We start from the raw sequence: 20,270 nt of genomic DNA, 5'->3' as shown, positions 1-20,270 counted from the left end.
ATGCAGGCCGTACTCGAACACAGCCCGCCCGCCGGAGCGACCGTCCTGAACCAGACGAAGGCACGCGGGAAAAGGACAGGTCTCCTGCTCCTTTCCCCGTCCGTCCTGCTTCTTCTGGTGTGGTCGATCGTCCCACTCGTCATGACGCTGTGGTACTCGGTGCAGAACTACAACCTCGTTGACCCCACGCTGCACGGCTTCGCGGGGATCGACAATTACTGGTACCTGCTGACCGACCCCGATTTCCTGCATTCGCTGCTGAACACGTTCGTACTGGTTGCGGGCGTCCTGATCATCAGCGTCGGCGGCGGAACGCTGCTGGCCGTCCTGTACGATCAGGAGTTCTTCGGCCGCGGCATTGCCCGCATCATGGTCATCTCGCCCTTCTTCATCATGCCTACGGTCTCGGCGCTGCTGTGGAAGAACCTGATGCTGCACCCGATCTATGGCGTCTATTCCGCCATGATGCGGGCTGTGGGTCTCACGCCGATCGACTGGCTGGCGCGGTTTCCGCTTCTGACCGTCATGATGATCGTCGCCTGGGAATGGCTGCCTTTCGCAGTCCTCATCCTGCTGACGGCCGTACAGTCGCTCGACGGTGAACAGCGCGAAGCCGCCCGGATGGACGGCGCAGGCCCGATCGCCCGTTTCCGCTACATCATTCTGCCGCATCTGGGCCGCGCCATCAGCGTCGTCGTCATGATCGAGACGATCTACCTGCTGACGATTTTCGCCGAAATCTCCGTCACGACTGCCGGCGGTCCCGGCGTAGCCTCCACCAATCTGGCCTATCTGATCTATTCACGCGCCCTGCTCCAGTTCGACGTGGGTGGCGCCTCGGCTGGTGGTGTGATTGCAATCATCATCGCCAATATCGTCGCGATCTTTCTGGTGCGCGCCGTAGCCCGCAATCTGGAGGCCTGACATGGCGCTCAAGACCAAAACCAGCACCCGGATCGGCGTCACCATTCTCGGCTGGGGCATCGCGCTCTGGCTGTTTTTCCCGATCTTCTGGATGATCCTGACGAGCTTCAAGAGCGAGGTTCAGGCCATTTCCACCCCGCCGAAGCTGTTCTTCATGCCAACGCTGAGCAGTTACGGCGAAGTGTTCGAGCGGGCCAGTTACTGGCATTTCGCGCTCAATACGGTGATCGTCTCGGTCGGCGCGACAGCAATTGCCGTCGCCCTGGCCGTCCCGGCGGCCTATTCGATGGCGTTCCTGCCCTCGAAGCGCACACGCGGCACCCTGCTGTGGATGCTCTCGACCCGCATGCTGCCTCCCGTCGGTGTGCTGGTCCCGATCTACCTGCTGGCGCGCAATACGCATCTGCTCGACACCTGCACCGGCCTGGCCGTCGTGGACATGCTGACGAACCTGCCGATCATCGTCTGGATGCTCTACACGTTCTTCCGAGAAGTCCCTGCCCCCATTCTCGAAGCAGGCCGGATGGACGGCGCCACGCGCTGGCAGGAAATGACGATGGTCCTGCTGCCGCTCGCCCTGCCCGGCATCGCGTCCACGGCCCTGCTGTCGCTCATCCTGTGCTGGAACGAGGCCTTCTGGTCCCTGAACCTGACATCCTCGCACGCAGCCCCCTTGACAGCCTTCATCGCCTCCTTCTCCTCTCCTGAAGGACTGTTTTTCGGCAAGCTCTCTGCGGCATCCACCCTTGCCGTCGCACCGATCCTCGTTTTTGGCTGGATCAGCCAGAAGCAGCTGGTTCGCGGCCTGACTTTCGGAGCCGTCAAGTGATGCGGATCCCGGCTCACTCCATTCAACATTCCTGCATAAACGGGGCCTGACCCATGGCGACTGTCGAACTCAAGAACCTCCGCAAGACCTACCTTACGGAAGAAATCATCAAGGGGATTTCCCTCTCGATCGAAGAGCGCGAATTTGTGGTCTTCGTCGGCCCGTCAGGCTGCGGAAAATCCACGCTCCTGCGCATGATCGCGGGCCTTGAGGACATCACATCCGGCGATCTCCTGATCGACGGGCAGCGCGTGAACGACGTGGAACCCGGCAAGCGCGGTCTGGCGATGGTCTTTCAGTCCTACGCGCTCTACCCGCACATGGACGTCTACAAAAACATGGAGTTCGGCCTCAAACTGGCCGGAATGCCGGAAGCCGAGCGCCGCGAGAAGATCGAGCACGTCGCCCGCACGCTTCAGCTCGAGCCCTATCTGCACCACAAGCCCGGACAGCTCTCCGGCGGCCAGCGCCAGCGTGTCGCCATCGGTCGCGCCATCGTCCGCAACCCGAAAGTCTTTCTGTTCGACGAGCCGCTCTCGAACCTCGATGCCGCCCTGCGCGGCCAGATGCGCGTGGAACTCTCCGCCCTGCACCGCAAGCTCGGTGCCACCACGATCTATGTGACGCATGATCAGGTCGAGGCCATGACCATGGCGGACAAGATCGTCGTCCTGCAGAAAGGCGTGGTCGAACAGATCGGCTCCCCACTCGAACTGTACCACCACCCCCGCAACCTGTTCGTGGCCCGCTTCATCGGCTCGCCGCCCATGAACTTCTTCCCGGCCATTTTCCAGGGCGGAGATTCCGCAGGCTCCAGCGTGCAGCTCCGCGACGGCTCGACCCTTTACGTGCCCGTCACATCCCCTGGCCTTCTGCCCGGAACAAAGGTGACGGTCGGCATCCGTCCCGAACATGTCGAACTGGCCTCTTCCGGCCCCAACAGCGGCGTCGTGGAAGTCATCGAACGCCTCGGTGCCATCACGCTCGTCCATGTCCGCATGCCGGACGGGGAAATAATCGTCGTCCAGACGGATGGCGCAGTCCTGACGGAAGTCGAAACCCGCGTCAGCCTGACCCTTCCCCCAAAGAACTGCCACCTTTTTGCCCCTGACGGCCTGGCGTTCGAAGCCTGCCACCGCCACCCGCTCGCTGCCTGATCTTAGGAACCACATCCCATGTACATGGAAAAACTCCGCCTCGATAACCGCGTCGCCATCGTCACCGGCGGCGCACAGAACATCGGCCTGGCCTGCGTCACCGCACTGGCCGAGGCTGGCGCCCGCGTCATCATCGCCGATCTCGATGAAGCCATGGCCGCAAAAGCCGTGGAAGATCTGCGCATGGAAGGCCATGATGTCAGCAGCGTCGTCATGGACGTCACGAACACGGAAAGTGTGCAGAACGCTGTCCGCAGCGTTCACGAGCAGGAAGGCCGCGTGGATATCCTGGTCGCCTGCGCCGGCATCTGCATTTCCGAAGTCAAGGCCGAGGACATGACGGATGGCCAGTGGCTCAAGCAGGTCGATATCAACCTGAACGGCATGTTCCGCTCCTGTCAGGCCGTCGGGCGCATCATGCTCGAACAGAAACAGGGCGTCATTGTCGCAATCGGCTCCATGTCCGGCCTGATCGTCAACCGCCCGCAGCAGCAGGCGGCCTATAATGCGTCGAAAGCCGGCGTTCACCAGTATATCCGCTCGCTCGCCGCAGAATGGGCTCCCCATGGCATTCGTGCCAACGCCGTTGCCCCCACCTATATCGAAACGACGCTCACCCGCTTCGGCATGGAAAAGCCGGAACTCTACGACGCCTGGATCGCCGGAACCCCGATGGGCCGCGTGGGCCAGCCCGATGAAGTCGCTTCCGTCGTGCAGTTCCTGGCGTCCGACGCAGCCAGCCTGATGACCGGCGCCATCGTGAATGTGGATGCGGGCTTCACCGTCTGGTGAGCAAGGACGATCCGGGCGCCATCACAGCGCCCGGATGCCTTTTCAGCAAAAGACCGTAACAATCAGTCACTTATTGAGGAAATCTTTCAAAGTTTCATTTTCTTCTGACGCTACTTGCAACTAACTCGCAATATCGATACCAGCCTCTGATCACGCGCCAGCACGCACAGTCATTGAGGTCGGGTATGCACCGCAGCAGGATTCTTTACGCGATACCCCTCTCCCTCGTCATGAGTGGAGAAGTCTTCGCAGCCGACCAGAACGTTCCTCCCGAACAGCCGCCGCGCTCGGGGACGAAAAAAACCAGCACAGCCGGGACACAGGCCAAAACGGTCGAAAAGCTTGAAGTCCACGCACGCAGGGCCTCGACCCTCGCCTCTTCCGCAACCAAGTCCGACACGCCCCTGATCGAAACCGCCCAGTCGGTCACGGTCATCACGCGTAACGAAATGGACATCCGCAACGTCCTGAACCTCAATCAGGCCGTGCGCTATACCGCGGGCATTACTGCCGATCTCCGTGGCGGCGGTGTGGGAACACGTTATGACCAGTTCGCCCTGCGCGGATTTACCGTTCCCACATTCCTCGACGGCCTGAAGCTTCAGGACAGCCCGACCGGCTATGCCGTTGCGCAGACCGACACCTCGCGTCTGGATCGTATCGAAATTCTCAAGGGCCCGGCGTCTGCCCTTTACGGCCAGTCCAGCCCTGGCGGCCTCGTCGCGCTGTCCAGCAAGATCGCCACGGATCAGCGCTCCTATGGCAGCGTCAACGCGACCGGCGGCATGTTCGACCTGTACCGTGTGGATGCCGATGTCGGCGGCTACGTGACGGATAACGGCTTCGTCCGCTACCGCGTCAATGGCACCATCAACGGCCAGCACAGCCAGCTCGCCCGCACCGGAAGCCGCCGCTTTTCCATCAGCCCGTCCTTCACCTTCGGTGGCGACGGCCCCACGACGCTGACGATCCTCGGCAACTACCAGTACGATCCGGAAAACGGCACTTATGGTGGCGTCCCGCTCGTCGGATCGCTCAAACCGGCCTCATTCGGCTATCTGCCACGCAATTTCTACGACGGCGATTCATCGTTCGAAAAATACAACCGTCGTCACGGCTCCGTCACCTACATCCTCAACCATCGCTTCAACAGCGACTGGAGCTTCAGCACGCGCGGGCGCTACGACGACATCAAGACCCAGTACCGCAGCGTCTATGACAGCGGCTATTACGTCTCGGACGATACGCTCGCCCGTTCGGCCATCGCCACCAACGAACATACGCACAACCTGACCTTCGACAGCCAGTTCAAGGGTCATGTCCGGACCGGACCGCTACGTCACACCATGATGTTCGGCTTCGACTACATGCAGCAGAGCGCCTCGGAAGTCGGCTACTACGGTTCAGCACCTGACCTGAACGTCTTTCATCCGAACTCCCAGATGGCCATTCCCACTCCGTCGCCGTGGGTGAACTACAACACAGATTCCCATCAGGCCGGCATCTACGGACAGGACGAAATCCACTGGCGTCACCTGATCCTGACAGGCAGCATCCGTAACGACTGGTACCGGTCCCATCAGACCGACAACATGTACAACACGACGACCAACCAGAGCCCGAGCCAGATTACCTGGCGTGCCTCGGGCCTGTACCATTTCGATTTCGGTCTTGCGCCGTATATCAGCTACTCGACCTCCTTCCAGCCGCAGTCCGGCAGCGTCTCGATGGATGGCGGAAAGACCGTGCGTCAGGCCAATCCGTCGCTCGGCAAGCAGCTTGAGGGCGGCCTGAAATACCAGCTTCCGGGCACTTCACTGCTCCTGACGGCTGCAGGCTTCCATATCGAGCAGACCAACGTTCTCGTTGCTGTCGGCAACACCGGCTACAGCGCCGAAAGCGGACTGGTCCATTCGGACGGCTTCGAGTTCGAAGCCCATGCCGAGCCGTTCCACAACCTCGTCCTGACAGCCGCCGTCAGCATCCAGAAGGTGCATGACGACTCAACCGGAAAGCCGCTCATCCAGTCCGGCAAAGGCAATGCCTCGCTGTTTGCGTTCTATACGATGCCGTCCGGTCCCGCGAAGGGCCTCGGCTTCGGCGGCGGCATGCGCTATTCCAATAAATCCTATGGTGGTGAAGCGTCTTACGGGAGTGTCTGGGTGCCACAATATGCCGTGTTCGATGCGTCGGTCCGCTACGACCTGTCCAACCTTTCCCGCAGTCTGCATGGCTGGAATGTGGGCGCGAGCGTCCGCAACCTCTTTGACAAGAACTTCATCGCCAACTGCCTGAGCTATGCCTCTTACGGTCAGGAATTCTGCTATTACGGAGAGCGCCGCAACGCGCAGGCCAATATTGGCTTCAGCTGGTAAACCACAACCCACAAGACCCCGGCGCTACGACATCGCCCTGCGCCTCGTCGTGGCGTTGCCGTTCGGTTACGCCCTCTCCGCGCTGGGCGGTGTCTGCCTTGCGTTCTGGCTTCCCCTGTCCAGAGCGGACAACGCCATGGCCGGGATCCTTCTCGGCCTGATCCTCTGGCCCGTCATTTTCATGGCATCCTTCGCAATCGCCCGTATCGGGCGGCTGCTGGCCCTTCTGCTCCCTGCGACCTGCCTCCTGAGCGCTCTAGCCCTTCTCGGCGGCTGGCGCCCATGAAAGGCACGTTCCGCGCCTCAATGGCCGTGGTGCACACGACGCTGGGTCTCGTCACGGGCTGGGTGTTGTTCGCCATAGCCCTGTCCGGCGCTCTGAGTGTCTTCCGGCAGGAAATCAGCCTCTGGGCCAGACCCGAACTTTCCGGCTCTGTCTCCGATCCTCTCCTGACAGATGCCCATGCCCTGGACTGGCTGAGCCGCAACGCATCCAACGCCAGCGCCTGGTATGTCGGAAGCGCCACCGATCTGTGCTCCTTTGCAACAGCCCTATGGCCGGACACAAAAGGCAGCTACATCCAGCGCGCCCTTGACCCCACAACAGGCAGCCCCGATGGCATCCGGGACACGCTGGGCGGCGAGTTCTTCTACCGCTTCCATTTCGAGCTGCAGCTTCCCTATCCCTGGGGGCGCCTGATCGCGGCCCTCTCAGCCCTCGCCCTCGTCGTCGGACTGGTCACCGGGATTATCATCCATCGCCGCATTTTCGCGGACTTCTTCACCTTCCGTCCCTCACGCGGACAGAGAAGCTGGCTGGACATGCACAACCTCCTCGGTGTCGCGGCGCTGCCTTTCCATCTGATGATTTCCCTCACGGGCGCCGTCACCCTTGGAACACTGCTCCTTCCCTGGAGCACGCAGGCCCTCTACCGGAACGATGTCACCGCCTCCTACATGGAGCTCAATCCTGCGCTCTATTCCCGCCCTGCCAGCGGCCATGCGGGTCATCTCGCCCCAATCCTGCCCATGCTGCAGGAGGCTGACAGGCGTTTCGGTGGCACGGGTCTGGAACAGATCTATGTTTTCAATCCGTCCGATCAGGCGTCCCTCGTCACGGTAATCGCGGGTAACAGCCGTACCGTCAGCACCTCGTCGCAGATCATCACCTTCGATGGTCCATCAGGTCACATCCTCCAGGAACATATCGAAAAACGCCCTGTCATCCGGGCCTATACGTTCCTGTACGGACTGCATGTCGCGCGTTTTGCGCCCTGGCTCACGCGCTGGCTCTATTTCCTGTCCGGACTGGCGCTCGCGGCGCTGATCGGCAGCGGCATGCATCTGTGGACGCTCAAGCGCCTGCGCCGCCCGCATCATCTGGGACACAGGATCGTCGCCCGTCTCAATGTGGGCGTTCTGATGGGTACGCCCCTCGCCTTCGCCTCCTTTTTCATCGCCAACCGCCTTCTCCCCGTCACGATGCCCCACCGAGCCGGATGGGAAGTGACAACCGTCTTCATCGTCTGGGGGATCACGCTGGCCTACACGCTATTCCGTAACCCGGAGCGGACATGGGCAGAACTGCTGGGCGGCAATGCCGCAGCATGCTTTCTGATCGCAGCGCTCAGTCTGCCCTGGCACGGCAGCACCATCACGGGTGTCGGGCTGACAGCGCTTATCCTCTCAGCATCTTTCGCTTTTGCGACGTATCACAGGATACGAAAAACCGGGCTCTTGGCATGAACTGGATTTCCGTTCTGTGCGGACAGTCCGCCATGTTGATGTTCGTCGCGGCCTCTCATCGCGGAAACCGGGTCTTCTGGCATGGACGCCTGACAGCAGCACGGCAGCGCGTCCTGAAATCATGCGCCGCCGTGGTTCTGCTCTTCAGCCTCGCCCTTCAGACTCTCAGCGACGGGACCGTCATCCTGAACATGATTGAATGGATCCTGCTTGCCGGCCCCGAAATCATGGTCGCGACACTCGCTTGCTCCCTCCGGGAACGCCTCGCCCGACCATGAGCCGGAAGACGCTTACCCGGCCATCGCCGGATCGGTAAGAGTGATCTTCCCCGTTTCCATCCGTCCGCCCAGAACATGCCTGAAATCCGGATCTTCCGGGGACGTCAGCGTCACGTCATACCACTGATGGCTGGCTGACAGATCCAGCCGGATTTCCTGATGCCCCCGGGCTTTGAGAACCACCGTCCGCAGGGGTCCAGCCTCTCCGATACGGTACTGAACCGTCAGCGGTGTCTTGCCAGCATTGGTCAGGGAAAGGACAATCCCCGGCGCTTTCCCCTTGCCGCCAACCTCATAATGACAGGCCGAGCGAAGCGCGACCCGATCAGCATGCCCCCGGTAAGCCCGGTAAAACCCGTTGGGCGCATGCACTGCGACATCATACAGACCATCCGCAGCCGGCAGCGTCACATCCATCCGGTCTCCCGCCGCCACGGCATAGGTTCCCGCCTGCATATCGCGACCGCCATTGCGGTAATCGTAGACATTGAATGGCGCGCCGGCCGCCCGCTCTCCATGAACGCTCTGCCCGGCTCCCAGCGTCAGGCTGACCTGCCCGTGCTCCACATTAATACCGCCGTCACAGTAAAGCTCATAAGGCAGCGCACAGGCCGGACGTGTTCCGCTTTCCTGTCGCACGGTTTGCCGCAGTAGATCCGGCTGATCTTTCAATGCGGCGATCTCATCCGCAGACAGCGAGCGGAAGCCACCCGGCATGGGACGGTTCCGCGCATCCTCGATAGCCTTCAGATGCGTGTTGCGATCCAGATAGTTCAGGGACGGCGCAACCTCGTCATGAGGATGGAAACAGGATGTCAGATCGCCGCAGATGGCCCGGCGCCAAGGGGAAATATTGGTTTCCCGGACAGGCGTGCCGAACTTCTTCTCAACAAAGTGCTCCAGGAACCGCAGTGTCGAGCTGTGATCGAAAAGCTGCGAATTGACCAGCCCTCCCCGGCTCCACGGAGAGGCCACAACCATCGGCACCCGGAAGCCGAGCCCGATCGGGCCACTGCGTGCGAGCCGCTCGGGAACGCCCCGGCGAACCTCGTCCTCGGCAGTCGTGTATTCCAGCCCGTCCGCCCCGATCGAAGCGGAAGAACGGCCCGTTTCCGGGCGCTGCGGATCGGGAGCCGCATAGGAACAGCCGTGATCGAAATACCCGTCATTTTCATCATAGGTCAGAATGAAAATGGTCTTCTTCCAGACCTCGGGATTTTCGGTCAGGATGTTCATGACTTCCGACACATACCAGGCCCCGTACCAGGCCGATGTCGGATGATCCGAGAAATGCTCCGGCGCCGCCATCCAGGAAACTGCCGGAAGCTGGCCTGTCCGTACATCCTTGCGAAACTGGTACAGCACGTCTCCCTTCGGCGCCTTCATCCCCTTCGCATCCGGATCGTCCACGAAGGCCAGTTCCTCAAGGCTGCGATAATCGGGATCGCCGCTGTTGATCACGAAGGCCTTCGTGAAAAGCGCGCGCTCCTCGGGCGTCAGCTTCTCAAATCCCTTCGCGGATTTCTGACGCTTCTTCAGAACCTCCATCAGGGCCTTCGCCTCGACAAGCTGCTCGCTCCTCTCCCCGGAGACCAGCATTTCAAGGTTTTCAAGCCGATTGATATGTTCCGAACATTCCCGGATCCGCTCTTCGATCCATTCCCCGAAGCCCAGATTGGAGCTGACATTGAAGCTGTCGAAACACTCCAGCACGTTACAGCCGAAATTGGACAGCCAGGAACGCTCCGCCGGAGACATACCGCCCGTCTGGCTCAGTTCGTTCTGATAGAACTTCCACGACACCCCGACCTTCTCCAGCCGCTCCGGAAAGGTCGTCCACGTCATGCCGCCTTCAAGGATTTCCGGGTTCCGCATGTAGACGTTTGACGCGGTATTCTGCTGGTCCCGCACGGTTCCGGTCCAGAAAACGAGACGGTTGGGTGTCGTGCTGGACATGACACCGCAGTAGTTCTGGTCACAGACCGTAAACGCATCGGCCAGAGCGTAATAGAACGGCAGATCCTCACGGGTATAATATCCCATCGTCAGCGGATACTGCCTGTATTCCTTCTTGTGAGGGCGCTTGACGTCAATCCACCGGTCGTGATGCCCCCCGTTCCAGGCGTCGACCTGACTGTCGCGGGAATGCGGGATCGAGCCCATCCACGTGACCTTCGTATCGTGAATGTTCAGACGCCACGGTGCATAAGTCTCCCCGCTCTCGCCGGACTGCACGAAAACGGAGCTGCCGTTCTTCTGACGGATCGCGCGCCTGTCGTTAAAGCCGCGAACGCCGGCGAGCGTTCCGAACATGTGATCGAAAGAGCGGTTTTCCTGCATGAGGATAACGACATGCTCGGCATTCAGATATGTCGTACCCGGCTCGGGCGCGATGGCATAAGCGCGACGGATGGCGGCCGGAAGCCCTTCCGTTGCGGCTGCGGCACCACCGAACAGGGCATATTTGAGGAAGGTTCTGCGAGTGGACATATCAACCGTTGCCTGGGACCTGAAGCCGCGTATTGCGACAGACTAGAGAAATAGCCCCGGATGAATAGTCGTCTCCCGTCCCTAATTCATCCCGCGATCCCGAAACTTCATGAAAACGTCACCTGGCCTGAAACGGCGAACGGGCGCAGGTCGCTTTGCCGACCATACGCCCGTTCGTTAATCATTTTCTCAAAACGCACGGAAACCGGTGCGCGGAAGTCCTTAGTTGCCCAGTGAGCGATCGACAGAGCGGCCGGCGCGTTCAACCGGGCCCTTCGGCGGATCGACGGTATCACGGACCTTTTCCCCGAATGTCCGGTGATGCTCACACGCGGTCAGGGTCACGCAGGAGACCGAAAGAGCCAGCAGAAGCAGGATTGATTTACGCATACGGACTGTCCTTGGAAGAATGTCAGGCTCCATAGAACGGCACTCCCCGCATTCAGTTCCTTCTTATGATTTCAGGTCCGGGAATGGCGGTTGAACCGTTTGAGTTTCGCCAGCGTCGGGCCGGAGACGAGTTCTATGATCTCGGACGTGATTTCTTCCTGACGGACGGTTCTCTGAAGCTGCTCCAGGGATCTGAGCTGGCGCGCGATTTCATGATGCGCGGCCGTCATCCGCTCGCTCCGGGCCTGGTTTTCCGCCCCGAAGGATTTCAGTGCCGCAAGACAAAGCTGGGAGAAGATATAGTCCGCCACCAGATCGGTCATGAGCTTTTGCGGCGCAACATTCAGCAGGGGGAGCGGCCCTGGCATCACTGTTTTACGCAGCAGAGCCGGGTCCAGCGGGAAAAGCGACTGCCGGATCACGCTCGCCTTTTCCTGCTCCGAAGACTGGCAGACAATGAGGCTGACATGCGTCAGCGCCCCGGCGACAACCTGCCGTCCGATTTCCTTCGTGATGCTGTCAGCCAGTGCAGGAACCGCCCCCGGGTTCTGAACTGCAGGCGCCGTCCATTCCGCTTTGATCCCCCTGGAGCGGGCAATGGCATTGCCGCGAGTGCCGATCAGGAAGAGATGCTCCTTCTCGTCCTCCTGCAGGGCATCGAGGACATGCTCGCTGAACAGGCCCGCGAACCCCTGCTCGGCACAGAAGGCAATCACGCCTGTCTTTCCCGGCTCCTGTGATGACTGCCCGTTCCGATCCACGGGCAGCAGCGGAGCGATACAGACCAGAGCATCCTGAATGGTCCCCGCATACGTCTCGACCGCAAGGGCAGCCCGATGGGCCTGCTGCACCCGCACGGCTGCGAGGCTGCGCATTGAGTCCACAATACTGCCCAGTTCCTTGACGTTACCAATCCGGGCCGTGACCTCCTGCAGCCGCTCCGTCATGAGGCGGCTGAAGCCCGGGGCTCAACATACTGCCGCAGACAGGCCACAAAACGCTCTTTCTGCTCCGCGGAGAGAACGCCACCACTTTCTATCGCCGTCGATATCTCAGATGCGTTGCTCCGCAGATAATCGCCCAGACCGCTCTGGATGGTGCGGATATTTTTTGCTGTCACGCCATCCAGAAGACCATTCTGCGAAGCCGTGACGAGCGCCACTTCCTGCAGAAGATCCAGTGGCGCATGCGGCCCCTGACGCAGGATCGCACGGATACACGCACCCCGCGCCAGTTGCTGCCGGACATGCGTATCCGGCAGCCCCCCGAAACGCGTGAATGCTTCGAGTTCAATGAACTGCGCATAGTCCAGACGCAGCGTCCCGACCGATGACCGCAGGATAGGCGACTGCGCGGCTCCGCCCACACGGCTGACGCTCACCCCCACATCAACGGCCGGTTTCTGGCCCTGATCGAACAACGTACGGTTCAGGACGATCTGACCATCGGTTATGGAAATGAGATTGGTCGGAATATAGGCGCTGAGGTTCCCCGCTTCCGTCTCCGCCACCGGCAGCGCCGTCAGGGAGCCGCCCCCTTTCGCCGCCGAAAGCTTCGCAGCACGTTCCAGCAGACGCGCGTGAACGTAAAAGATATCCCCCGGATAAGCCTCGCGACCGGGGGGCCTTCCGGTAAGCAGGGAAACCTCGCGATGGGTTGCGGCATGTTTGGACAGATCGTCGATGACGAGGAGAGCATGCTGTCCCCGGTCCCGGAAATATTCCGCCATGCTCATGGCCGCGAAAGGCGCGATCCAGCACAGGCCGGGTGCTTCCGCCGGACGTGCCACCACGATGATGCACCGATCCGGATTGCCCCGCGTCCGGATCGTCTCAATCACACGCTGGACGCTGGAGGTCTTCTGCCCGATGGCGACATAGACGCAGATCATGTCGTTGGATTTCTGGGCCAGAATGGCATCGACCGCGATGGTGGTCTTGCCGGTCGCCCTGTCGCCGACGATGAGTTCCCGCTGTCCGCGCCCAATGGGGAAAAGCGTGTCGATCGCCAGCGTCCCCGTCTGAACGGGCTCCGTCACGAGTTCACGGTCGATAATGGCCGGAGCGGGCCGCTCGACCGGAAACCAGGTCTCCGCCTCAACCGGCCCTTTGCCATCGAGTGGCCGTCCCAGCGGATCCACCACCCGTCCCAGAAGCCCCGGCCCGACCGGCACACTCACAACACCGGACGTCCCCTGAACGGCATCGCCGGCTTCGATCATGCCCTCATTATTGAGCAGGATACAGCCAATGCTGTCTTCTTCCAGACCGTGCACAAAGCCGTAGCGGCCGTTGCCAAAAGACAGCAGTTCGTCCAGCTTCGCATCGGGAAGACCGGAAATCAGGGCGATCCCGTCACCAATATCTTCGACCCGCCCCGTCCGATCCGTCTGAGGCCCAACCGAAATATCCGTCAGGCTGGACCGGGCCGAGGCCAGCCAGCTGGCGGCCTGATCAGTGTCCGGCATGAGACAGCCCCTCCCTGATACGAACCAGATCAGCTTGCCAGTTCGACGCCACGGTCAGATAAGGCGTTTTCACGGCAAACCCTTCCACGAGAGCAGGATCGACGGCCCATGTAATAACGGGATGCTCACCCACCGCAGTCATGAGGGCACTCTCATAGGCCTGACGCTCATCAGGGCTGGGTGCTGTTGCCGTGGCAAAGGTGAAGCCGTCGCGCAGACTGAGCCGCTCCCGGTCGGGAAGTGTCGCAATCGCCTTGAGAAGTCTGTCGAAGAGCGTTTCGCGCGCCGGACGACAGCAGCCTGTCTGCGCCAGAAGCTGCCCTGCAATATCGCACGACAGGGAAGCCGCATCCGACCGCCAGCGGGCCTGATTTTCCGCCTCTTCCTGGGCGATGCTCTGCCTTGCCCCGGCCTCCAGAGCCGCTGCATCCTGCTGGGCCTTTGCCAGAATGGCCTGTCTTTCGCCCTGCGCTTCCTGCTGGGTCTGCTGCACGATACGGGCCCTTTCCTGCTCGAAGCCGCTACGTGCCTCTTTGACGGTGGCACGGTCCGCTTCGAGCTGCTTCTGCCCGTCCGTGACCTGCGCAAGCTGGGCTGCGATCTCCTGCTGACGGCGGGAAATAACGGCGCAGATCGGGCGCCAGAAAAACCTGGAAAGCAGCCAGATCAGAACGCTGACGTTGATGACCTGCAGCCCGATTGTCCACCAGTCGACTGTCACCGGACTACTTCAGCAAAGGGTTGGCAAAGAGCAGAAGCAGGGCAATGACCAGGCAGTAAATGGCCATGGTCTCGATCATGGCGAGCCCCACAAACAGCGTCCGGGAAATGGTGCCTGCGGATTCAGGCTGGCGCGCAATGGCATCCATGGCGGCGGCGACAGCCCGCCCTTCGGCGAGCGCCGGTCCTATGGAGCCGAATGACACCGCCATCGCGGCGGAGACGATACTTGCCAGAGCGAGCCAGTTCATGAGCGGGATCCTGTATTTTTAATGGATTGGGGCGCAGCGGGCCTGGTCAGCGCGCCCGCGATAAAGACCATGGCGAGAATGGCGAAAATATACGCCTGCACGGCCCCCGTCAGGAGATCGAGCGCCATGAGAGGGATGGGAACGAGCAGTCCGGCAAGGGAGAGGACGATCCCGATGATGAAAACACCGGCCATGACATTCCCGAACAGCCGGACCATGAGCGAAAAGGTACGCGTGACCGTCCCGATCAGGTTGAGAGGAACCATGACGACACTGGGCCACAGGAAGCTCCGCAGATAGCCCGTGACGCCACCGGAGCGGACGCCGAAAATGATGATGGCCAGAAAGACAATGATCGCCAGTGCCGCATCCGTTGCCAGAATGGCGGTAGGCGGCTCAACACCAGGCACGAGCGAGGACCAGTTTGCCACAAGGATGAAAAGGAAAAGCGTGCCCACGAAAGACCGGTACGGCGCAGGCTCGGTCCGCATGGTCTCACGGATCTGCTGGTCAAGCGCCGTGACACCCAGTTCGAGCAGCGTCTGAAGCCGACCGGGCCGGCCGGAGGTCAGAGTGCGGGAAATCCAGGCGCCCCCGAGCGTAAGGACGGCCATGATCCCCCATGTCGTCACCACAGGCTGCGTCACCGGGACCGGGCCGATATGGAACAGGACATGGCTTGAAAGCGGCGACATCATCGCAGCGGTCCCTCTTCACCAATCCTGACGCCGGGACCGATGCGGGCCTTCATGATCCGCAGAACGAGCGGCCGCGCGACAAGCACACCGCAGGTCGCCCAGAGGAACGCGGCGGTTCCACTCCGCGCGGCAAGATAAAGCAGCCCACCCAGCAGCAGAAAGCGCCCCAGCAGCATCGCTATGGCCACAGGGCGCCTTGAGGGCGTCATCAGGAACTGCACATTGACCCACAGGGCGGCCACATGAACACTCCCGGCGAGCAGCCCGACCAGAAGCCAGCCAAGGGACGTCAGGATTTCTTTTTCAGGCATGGGGATGACTCATCCATTTCCAAGCACTCCAGCCACCCGCCGCAAATCCGGCCATGAGCAGGCCGGCCGAGAAGGCAACTCCCGTTCCCCAGCGATGATCCAGCCATCGTCCCAGCAGGAGCCCGCCAAGCGGCGGCATGATGATCGTCCAGCCAAGGACACCAATCCGGGCGAGATGCTGCGTGACGTTGACGTCTCCATCCGTCTCGCCGGTGCGCTGGCGGTTCATGCGCTGGCGGATGGCGGCTTCCATCTCGTCAGCCTGGGGACTGTCATCTTTCACTGCAAGAGGCTCCCCGCTTCAGACCACAGGCCTTCTCCGATCCGCCGCACCGCGTCCAACTGAAGACGGACGGACGCGACATTTGCGTTCCTGCGCGCATCATCGAGGGCCGCATAATGCTGACGCACGAGGGTTTTCAGCGTTTCGAGATCGTCTCCGCAGACGGCTTCACGGGTGGCAATTTCAACCATGCTCCCCTTCTCCGTCACGGTCAGGACACCCTGCCGCACGGCACAGTAATGCGGCGTCCCATCGCGACGCTTCCAGATCACGACGGACGGAAGAACGCTGGACACCAGATCTGCATGTCCCTGCAAAATGCCGAAACTCCCGCTTTCGTCCTCGGCCCGGACCGACATGACATCCGGCTCATCCAGAACCACAGTCAGGGGCGTGATGATCCGCAGCTTCATACGGTTGCCCCGGCTGCAGCCTTCCGCGCCGCCTGCTCTTTCTGCCGTGCCTCGTCCAGTGTGCCGACCATGTAGAGCGAGCTCTCGGCCCAGTCATCCGTCTCGCCATCCAGAATGGCCCGGCAGCCCGCCAGCGTGTCGCCCAGGCTCACACTGCGCCCCGGCTGCCCGGTAAACTTCTCGGTCACTGTGAAAGGCTGGCTGAGAAAGCGTTGAAGCCGCCGGGCCCGTGTGACAGTACGACGATCGTCGGAACCCAGTTCCTCAACACCCAGCAGCGCAATCACATCCTGAAGGGATTTCAGTCTGGCCAGAGCCTCACGGACCTGTTCGGCGATCTCACAATGCGCCTCCCCCACAACCAGCGGATCGAGGAGCACCGAAGAAGACGCCAGCGGATCGACCGCGGGATAGAACCCCTGTGCCGCGAGATCCCGGGAAAGCACAATCTGGCTGTCCATGTGCGTTGCGATGGCTGTCACGGCCGGATCCGTGAAGTCATCGGCGGGGACGTAAACGGTCTGAATGGCAGTGACGGCGGCACCGGCCACGGAGGTAATGCGCTCTTCCACCGCCCCGACTTCCGTCGCAAGCGTGGACTGATAGCCCACCCGCGACGGCAGACGGCCCAGCAGGCTGGAGAGTTCGCTTCCGGCCTGAACAAAACGGTAGATGTTGTCCATGAGCAGCAGGACGTTTTTGTGCTGCTCGTCCCGGAAATATTCAGCAATCGCCAGAGCCGTGAGCGGAACCCGCCAGCGCGCGCCCGGCGGCTCGTTCATCTGCCCGTAGACGAGAACGGCATGCCTGATTACGCCCGATCCGTTCATGTCGGAGAGCATTTCATGCCCTTCGCGGCTGCGTTCGCCAACCCCCGTAAAGATCGACAGCCCCTGGTATTTCGCGGCCATGGCGTGGATCAGTTCCATGGTCAGAACCGTCTTGCCAACGCCCGCCCCGCCAAACATCGCCGCCTTGCCGCCATGCGCAAGCGGTGTCAGCAGGTCCAGAACCTTCACCCCGGTCTCGAAGATGTCCGTACTGGCATTCTCGGTCTGCATGGCAGGAGGGTCACTGTGGATCGCGCGCCGCGGAACATCCGCCGGCAAAGCCGGACCGTTATCACGTGGGATACCCGTAACATCCAGCATCCGGCCGACAACAGCCTCGCCAACAGGCACACGAAGCGCCTCTCCCGTCGCGCGAACCATTACATGCCGCGCCAGTCCGGACGTGGACATGAGGGCAACAGCCCTGACCGTCCGGGGATCGAGATGGCTGTGAACCTCAAGGATCAGCGGAGCCCCACCGTCCCATGCGACTTCGAGCGCCGAATTGATTTCAGGAAGATGACCCGCCGCGAACCGCACATCCACCACAGCTTCGCGCACGGCAATGATCTCTCCCAGAGGAGAAAGCGTGTCGGATTTCGCCGGAGTAACCGCTGGCAGGTTCATTTAGTCTCCTTTTGAGCGCACCGTATCGGAGGGCAACTCTCTTGCCACGCCTTAATAAACCCGCGTCCCCGAGCCGTCGATATTTGCGCCGGGAAAGTGAGCGGATTCATAAAATGATAATAGATCCCCCCATCCACAGTACCGCCATTCATGTCCGTATATACTGAACGCCCTGCGCCGGTCAGGCAAGACCACGCCCGCACGAGGCTGAAATCAAATCGTCTGTCGCAAAACGATCATGTTTCAGCAGTCGCATCCGCCTGGCCGCTCCAATAAATCAAGGAAAGGTAAACAAACCATGGATCAGTGATGTCTGAAACGACCATAGGCTCCCGCGCGGAGATCCCGGCCCCGTCGCGCCCCGATATGAATGGAGGCAACAAGCCCCTTCATGTCGCACTTTTCTTTATCGTGCTGATCGGCGCACTGGGATTTGCCGCCTTCAGCATCCTTCAGGACATGCATTCGGTCGGTGAAGGCGCACTGGCGACGGGGACATTCGTGATGCTCGGCATTGCCCTGATCATCGCGCTGGCCTTTGAGTTCGTTAACGGCTTCCACGACACGGCCAACGCGGTCGCAACCGTCATCTATACCCGCAGCCTGCCACCGCTCGTGGCCGTCATCTGGTCCGGTTTCTGGAACTTCCTTGGCGTCGCACTCTCCACCGGCGCCGTGGCCTACAGCATCGTGACGCTCCTGCCAGTGGAACTGATCCTACAGGCCGGAAGCAGCGCAGGTTATGCCATGATCTTCGCCCTGCTGATCGCGGCCATCGTCTGGAACCTCGTCACCTGGGCCTTCGGCATCCCCAACAGCTCATCCCACGCTCTCGTGGGCTCGATCATGGGCGTCGGTCTGGCCAACCAACTGATGTCCCCCGCCGGGGCCGCAACGCAGGGCGTGGACTGGGGCCAGGTCGAGAAAGTCTTCTCCTCCCTGCTGTTCAGCCCCATCTGCGGCTTCGTCATGGCCGGGCTGCTGCTCCTTGTCATGAAGCTTCTGGTCCGTAACAAGGCGCTCTATCAGGCTCCTGAAGGCGACACTCCGCCGCCGCTGTGGATCCGCGCGCTGCTGATCTTCACCTGCACGGGCGTTTCGTTCTCGCATGGCGGCAATGACGGACAGAAAGGCATGGGCCTCATCATGCTGATCCTGATCGGTGCGGCTCCCACGGCCTACGCCCTGAACCGGGCAATGCCCGAAAGCGCCATGCCGGCCTTCATCCAGTCTTCCGCCGAAGCCGAAAAGATCTTCCTCACCCACGTCCCGAACCACTCCGTGGAGCTGACGGCCGAAAATGCCCGCGAGATCGTCGGTGCAGGTCTGCGCGCCAAATCCATCGCGTCTCCCGAAACCTATGACGCCCTGGCCGTCCTCAGCGACGACATTTCCACGTCAGTCAAGACCTACGGCTCCATGAAGGCCGTCCCTGCCGCCGCTGTCCCGAACGTCCGTACGGACATGTATCTGGTCGCTGACGCCATCCGCGTCATGGGAGAAGCTCAGGACTTTACGCCTGCGGAAAAGAAGTCCCTCAAATCCTTCCAGTCCGAATTGTATGACGGCACCCGCTTCATCCCGCTCTGGGTCAAGGTCTCCGTCGCCATTGCCCTAGGTCTTGGCACGATGGTCGGATGGAAACGCATCGTCGTGACGGTCGGTGAAAAGATCGGCAAGACCCACATGACCTACGCCGAGGGCGCATCGGCCGAAATCGTGGCCATGACGACCATTGGCCTTGCCGAAGGCTATGGCCTGCCCGTCTCCACCACGCATATCCTGTCCAGCGGTGTTGCCGGAACCATGGCCGCCAACGGCTCGGGGGTTCAGCTCGGGACCCTGCGCTCCATGGCGCTGGCCTGGGTCACGACCCTGCCCGCCGCCATGGCGATTGCAGGGATCCTGTACGTCCTGTTCCGTCAGATTTTCTGATCAGCCACTGGAGCATTGTGCGGATTTCAGATCCGCACAATGCTGCTGGTACAGATGCCAGCTCAGCAGACAATGGGCATTCGGCGTATGCCGGGGCATGTCCTTCAGCGGGACGACACAGACTGTCGTGTGCTCATGCTCGTTAGCCAACCCACCCTTCCGGTCAAGCAGCCCGTCCATTTCCGCCCGTGTAAGAACAATGTCCACGGCATAGAGCATCATCTCTTCGCTGCTCCCACCGGGCGACAGAAACACCGGCGTCTCACACAGTCTGTAAGGCCTGCCTGCTGTGAGGTTCAGCCCCGTCTCCTCCCGCAGTTCGCGCAGAGCGGCCACGTCAGCAGCCTCCCCGTCAATCACGCCGGCCGGCAAAGCCGTCACCATCTGCCCGACCGGAAGCCGCGCCTCACGCACCAGGACAACATAACGCTCGTCCGGAGCCTCCTTCACGGTCACGACCGGCATGATGCAAACCGTCGGGTCCCGAAGCACGGCAAAGCAGGGCATTTTCGCCCCGTCGTTCCACGCATCGGCCTCAACAACAACGAAACCGACGCGCGAGCCAAACATTAGCACATCACGGACAAGAACCGAGCGGAGATCAAAACTGGACCGGGTCTTTGCGATCCAGCCTGAAAACTGCGGAGCGTTCAGGACTTTCTCCTGAAGCTCCGACGATATGGCAGTCGCAAAATGGACTGGAACATCCTGCTGCGTCATGGTCCGACCTCTCATCCCTGCCTCTCAGGCACCG

21 protein-coding genes are annotated in these 20,270 nt (G+C 61.2%); 9 read left to right on the top strand and 12 right to left on the bottom strand.

All coding sequences use genetic code 11. The features are described 5' to 3' along the window. From GLS_RS11660 to GLS_RS11625, 8 genes are all read left to right on the top strand, one after another. Positions 1–924 carry a carbohydrate ABC transporter permease gene (locus GLS_RS11660; RefSeq protein WP_052327577.1) on the top strand — a complete coding sequence of 308 codons (924 nt, stop codon included), beginning with the start codon at positions 1–3 and terminating at the stop codon, positions 922–924. Between the two features lies 1 nt (position 925). Continuing rightward, positions 926–1,753: a carbohydrate ABC transporter permease gene (locus tag GLS_RS11655; RefSeq protein WP_041112346.1), complete on the top strand. Its 828-nt coding sequence runs from the start codon at positions 926–928 to the stop codon at positions 1,751–1,753. A gap of 53 nt (positions 1,754–1,806) precedes the next feature. Next, complete coding sequence (locus tag GLS_RS11650; protein ID WP_011253693.1) at positions 1,807–2,910, top strand: ABC transporter ATP-binding protein; 1,104 nt, start codon at positions 1,807–1,809, stop codon at positions 2,908–2,910. An 18-nt stretch (positions 2,911–2,928) separates the two neighbouring features. Then, positions 2,929–3,702, top strand: a complete 774-nt coding sequence (locus GLS_RS11645; protein ID WP_041112345.1) for an SDR family NAD(P)-dependent oxidoreductase — start codon at positions 2,929–2,931, stop codon at positions 3,700–3,702. A 185-nt stretch (positions 3,703–3,887) separates the two neighbouring features. After that, the gene (locus GLS_RS11640; protein WP_041112344.1) at positions 3,888–6,077 is read left to right on the top strand and encodes a TonB-dependent siderophore receptor; all 2,190 of its coding nucleotides are present in this window, start codon (positions 3,888–3,890) and stop codon (positions 6,075–6,077) included. Then, on the top strand, positions 6,061–6,363 hold the full coding sequence (locus GLS_RS11635; protein WP_041112343.1) for a hypothetical protein: 303 nt from the start codon (positions 6,061–6,063) through the stop codon (positions 6,361–6,363). The genes GLS_RS11640 and GLS_RS11635 overlap by 17 nt, the downstream gene beginning before the upstream one ends. Further along, positions 6,360–7,823, top strand: a complete 1,464-nt coding sequence (locus GLS_RS11630; protein ID WP_041112342.1) for a PepSY-associated TM helix domain-containing protein — start codon at positions 6,360–6,362, stop codon at positions 7,821–7,823. The genes GLS_RS11635 and GLS_RS11630 overlap by 4 nt, the downstream gene beginning before the upstream one ends. Next, the gene (locus GLS_RS11625; protein WP_041112341.1) at positions 7,820–8,101 is read left to right on the top strand and encodes a hypothetical protein; all 282 of its coding nucleotides are present in this window, start codon (positions 7,820–7,822) and stop codon (positions 8,099–8,101) included. The genes GLS_RS11630 and GLS_RS11625 overlap by 4 nt, the downstream gene beginning before the upstream one ends. Before the next feature lie 12 nt (positions 8,102–8,113). Here the strand turns inward: GLS_RS11625 and GLS_RS11620 are convergent, their stop codons facing one another. From GLS_RS11620 to atpD, 11 genes are all read right to left on the bottom strand, one after another. Continuing rightward, complete coding sequence (locus GLS_RS11620) at positions 8,114–10,591, bottom strand: phosphocholine-specific phospholipase C (RefSeq protein WP_041112340.1); 2,478 nt, start codon at positions 10,589–10,591, stop codon at positions 8,114–8,116. A 222-nt stretch (positions 10,592–10,813) separates the two neighbouring features. After that, a complete protein-coding gene (locus tag GLS_RS13450) occupies positions 10,814–10,981 on the bottom strand; it encodes a hypothetical protein (protein ID WP_165919968.1) in 168 nt (55 codons plus the stop codon). 71 nt (positions 10,982–11,052) lie between these two features. Then, positions 11,053–11,928 (bottom strand): F0F1 ATP synthase subunit gamma, encoded by an 876-nt coding sequence (locus tag GLS_RS11615; protein ID WP_041112339.1) that lies wholly within the window; start codon positions 11,926–11,928, stop codon positions 11,053–11,055. Further along, positions 11,925–13,448 carry a F0F1 ATP synthase subunit alpha gene (locus GLS_RS11610; RefSeq protein WP_041112338.1) on the bottom strand — a complete coding sequence of 508 codons (1,524 nt, stop codon included), beginning with the start codon at positions 13,446–13,448 and terminating at the stop codon, positions 11,925–11,927. Before GLS_RS11610 ends, GLS_RS11615 begins: the two co-directional genes overlap by 4 nt. After that, a complete protein-coding gene (locus GLS_RS11605) occupies positions 13,435–14,169 on the bottom strand; it encodes an ATP synthase F0 subunit B (RefSeq protein WP_041112337.1) in 735 nt (244 codons plus the stop codon). The genes GLS_RS11610 and GLS_RS11605 overlap by 14 nt, the downstream gene beginning before the upstream one ends. A 4-nt stretch (positions 14,170–14,173) precedes the next feature. Next, entirely contained in the window at positions 14,174–14,419 is a 246-nt protein-coding gene (locus tag GLS_RS11600) for a F0F1 ATP synthase subunit C (RefSeq protein WP_011253684.1), read from the bottom strand. Then, complete coding sequence (locus tag GLS_RS11595) at positions 14,416–15,117, bottom strand: F0F1 ATP synthase subunit A (protein WP_041112336.1); 702 nt, start codon at positions 15,115–15,117, stop codon at positions 14,416–14,418. The genes GLS_RS11600 and GLS_RS11595 overlap by 4 nt, the downstream gene beginning before the upstream one ends. Then, positions 15,114–15,428, bottom strand: a complete 315-nt coding sequence (locus GLS_RS11590) for an N-ATPase subunit AtpR (protein ID WP_041112335.1) — start codon at positions 15,426–15,428, stop codon at positions 15,114–15,116. Before GLS_RS11590 ends, GLS_RS11595 begins: the two co-directional genes overlap by 4 nt. After that, positions 15,421–15,711 (bottom strand): AtpZ/AtpI family protein, encoded by a 291-nt coding sequence (locus GLS_RS11585; protein WP_226986583.1) that lies wholly within the window; start codon positions 15,709–15,711, stop codon positions 15,421–15,423. Before GLS_RS11585 ends, GLS_RS11590 begins: the two co-directional genes overlap by 8 nt. Beyond that, positions 15,708–16,124: a F0F1 ATP synthase subunit epsilon gene (locus GLS_RS11580; protein ID WP_041112334.1), complete on the bottom strand. Its 417-nt coding sequence runs from the start codon at positions 16,122–16,124 to the stop codon at positions 15,708–15,710. The genes GLS_RS11585 and GLS_RS11580 overlap by 4 nt, the downstream gene beginning before the upstream one ends. Beyond that, positions 16,121–17,581 carry a F0F1 ATP synthase subunit beta gene (gene atpD, locus GLS_RS11575; protein ID WP_041112333.1) on the bottom strand — a complete coding sequence of 487 codons (1,461 nt, stop codon included), beginning with the start codon at positions 17,579–17,581 and terminating at the stop codon, positions 16,121–16,123. Before atpD ends, GLS_RS11580 begins: the two co-directional genes overlap by 4 nt. A 309-nt stretch (positions 17,582–17,890) precedes the next feature. On the opposite strand from atpD, the gene GLS_RS11570 reads away from it, so the two are divergent. Further along, positions 17,891–19,516, top strand: a complete 1,626-nt coding sequence (locus GLS_RS11570) for an inorganic phosphate transporter (RefSeq protein WP_041112332.1) — start codon at positions 17,891–17,893, stop codon at positions 19,514–19,516. Here GLS_RS11570 and GLS_RS11565 read toward each other — a convergent pair whose 3' ends face one another. Next, a complete protein-coding gene (locus tag GLS_RS11565) occupies positions 19,517–20,236 on the bottom strand; it encodes an NUDIX domain-containing protein (RefSeq protein WP_052327575.1) in 720 nt (239 codons plus the stop codon). It abuts the gene before it with no gap. Between the last annotated feature and the right edge of the window lie 34 nt (positions 20,237–20,270).

This window comes from Gluconobacter oxydans DSM 3504 (genome assembly GCF_000583855.1).
Lineage (GTDB): Bacteria > Pseudomonadota > Alphaproteobacteria > Acetobacterales > Acetobacteraceae > Gluconobacter > Gluconobacter oxydans.
This window is presented reverse-complemented; position numbering and strand designations above follow the sequence as displayed.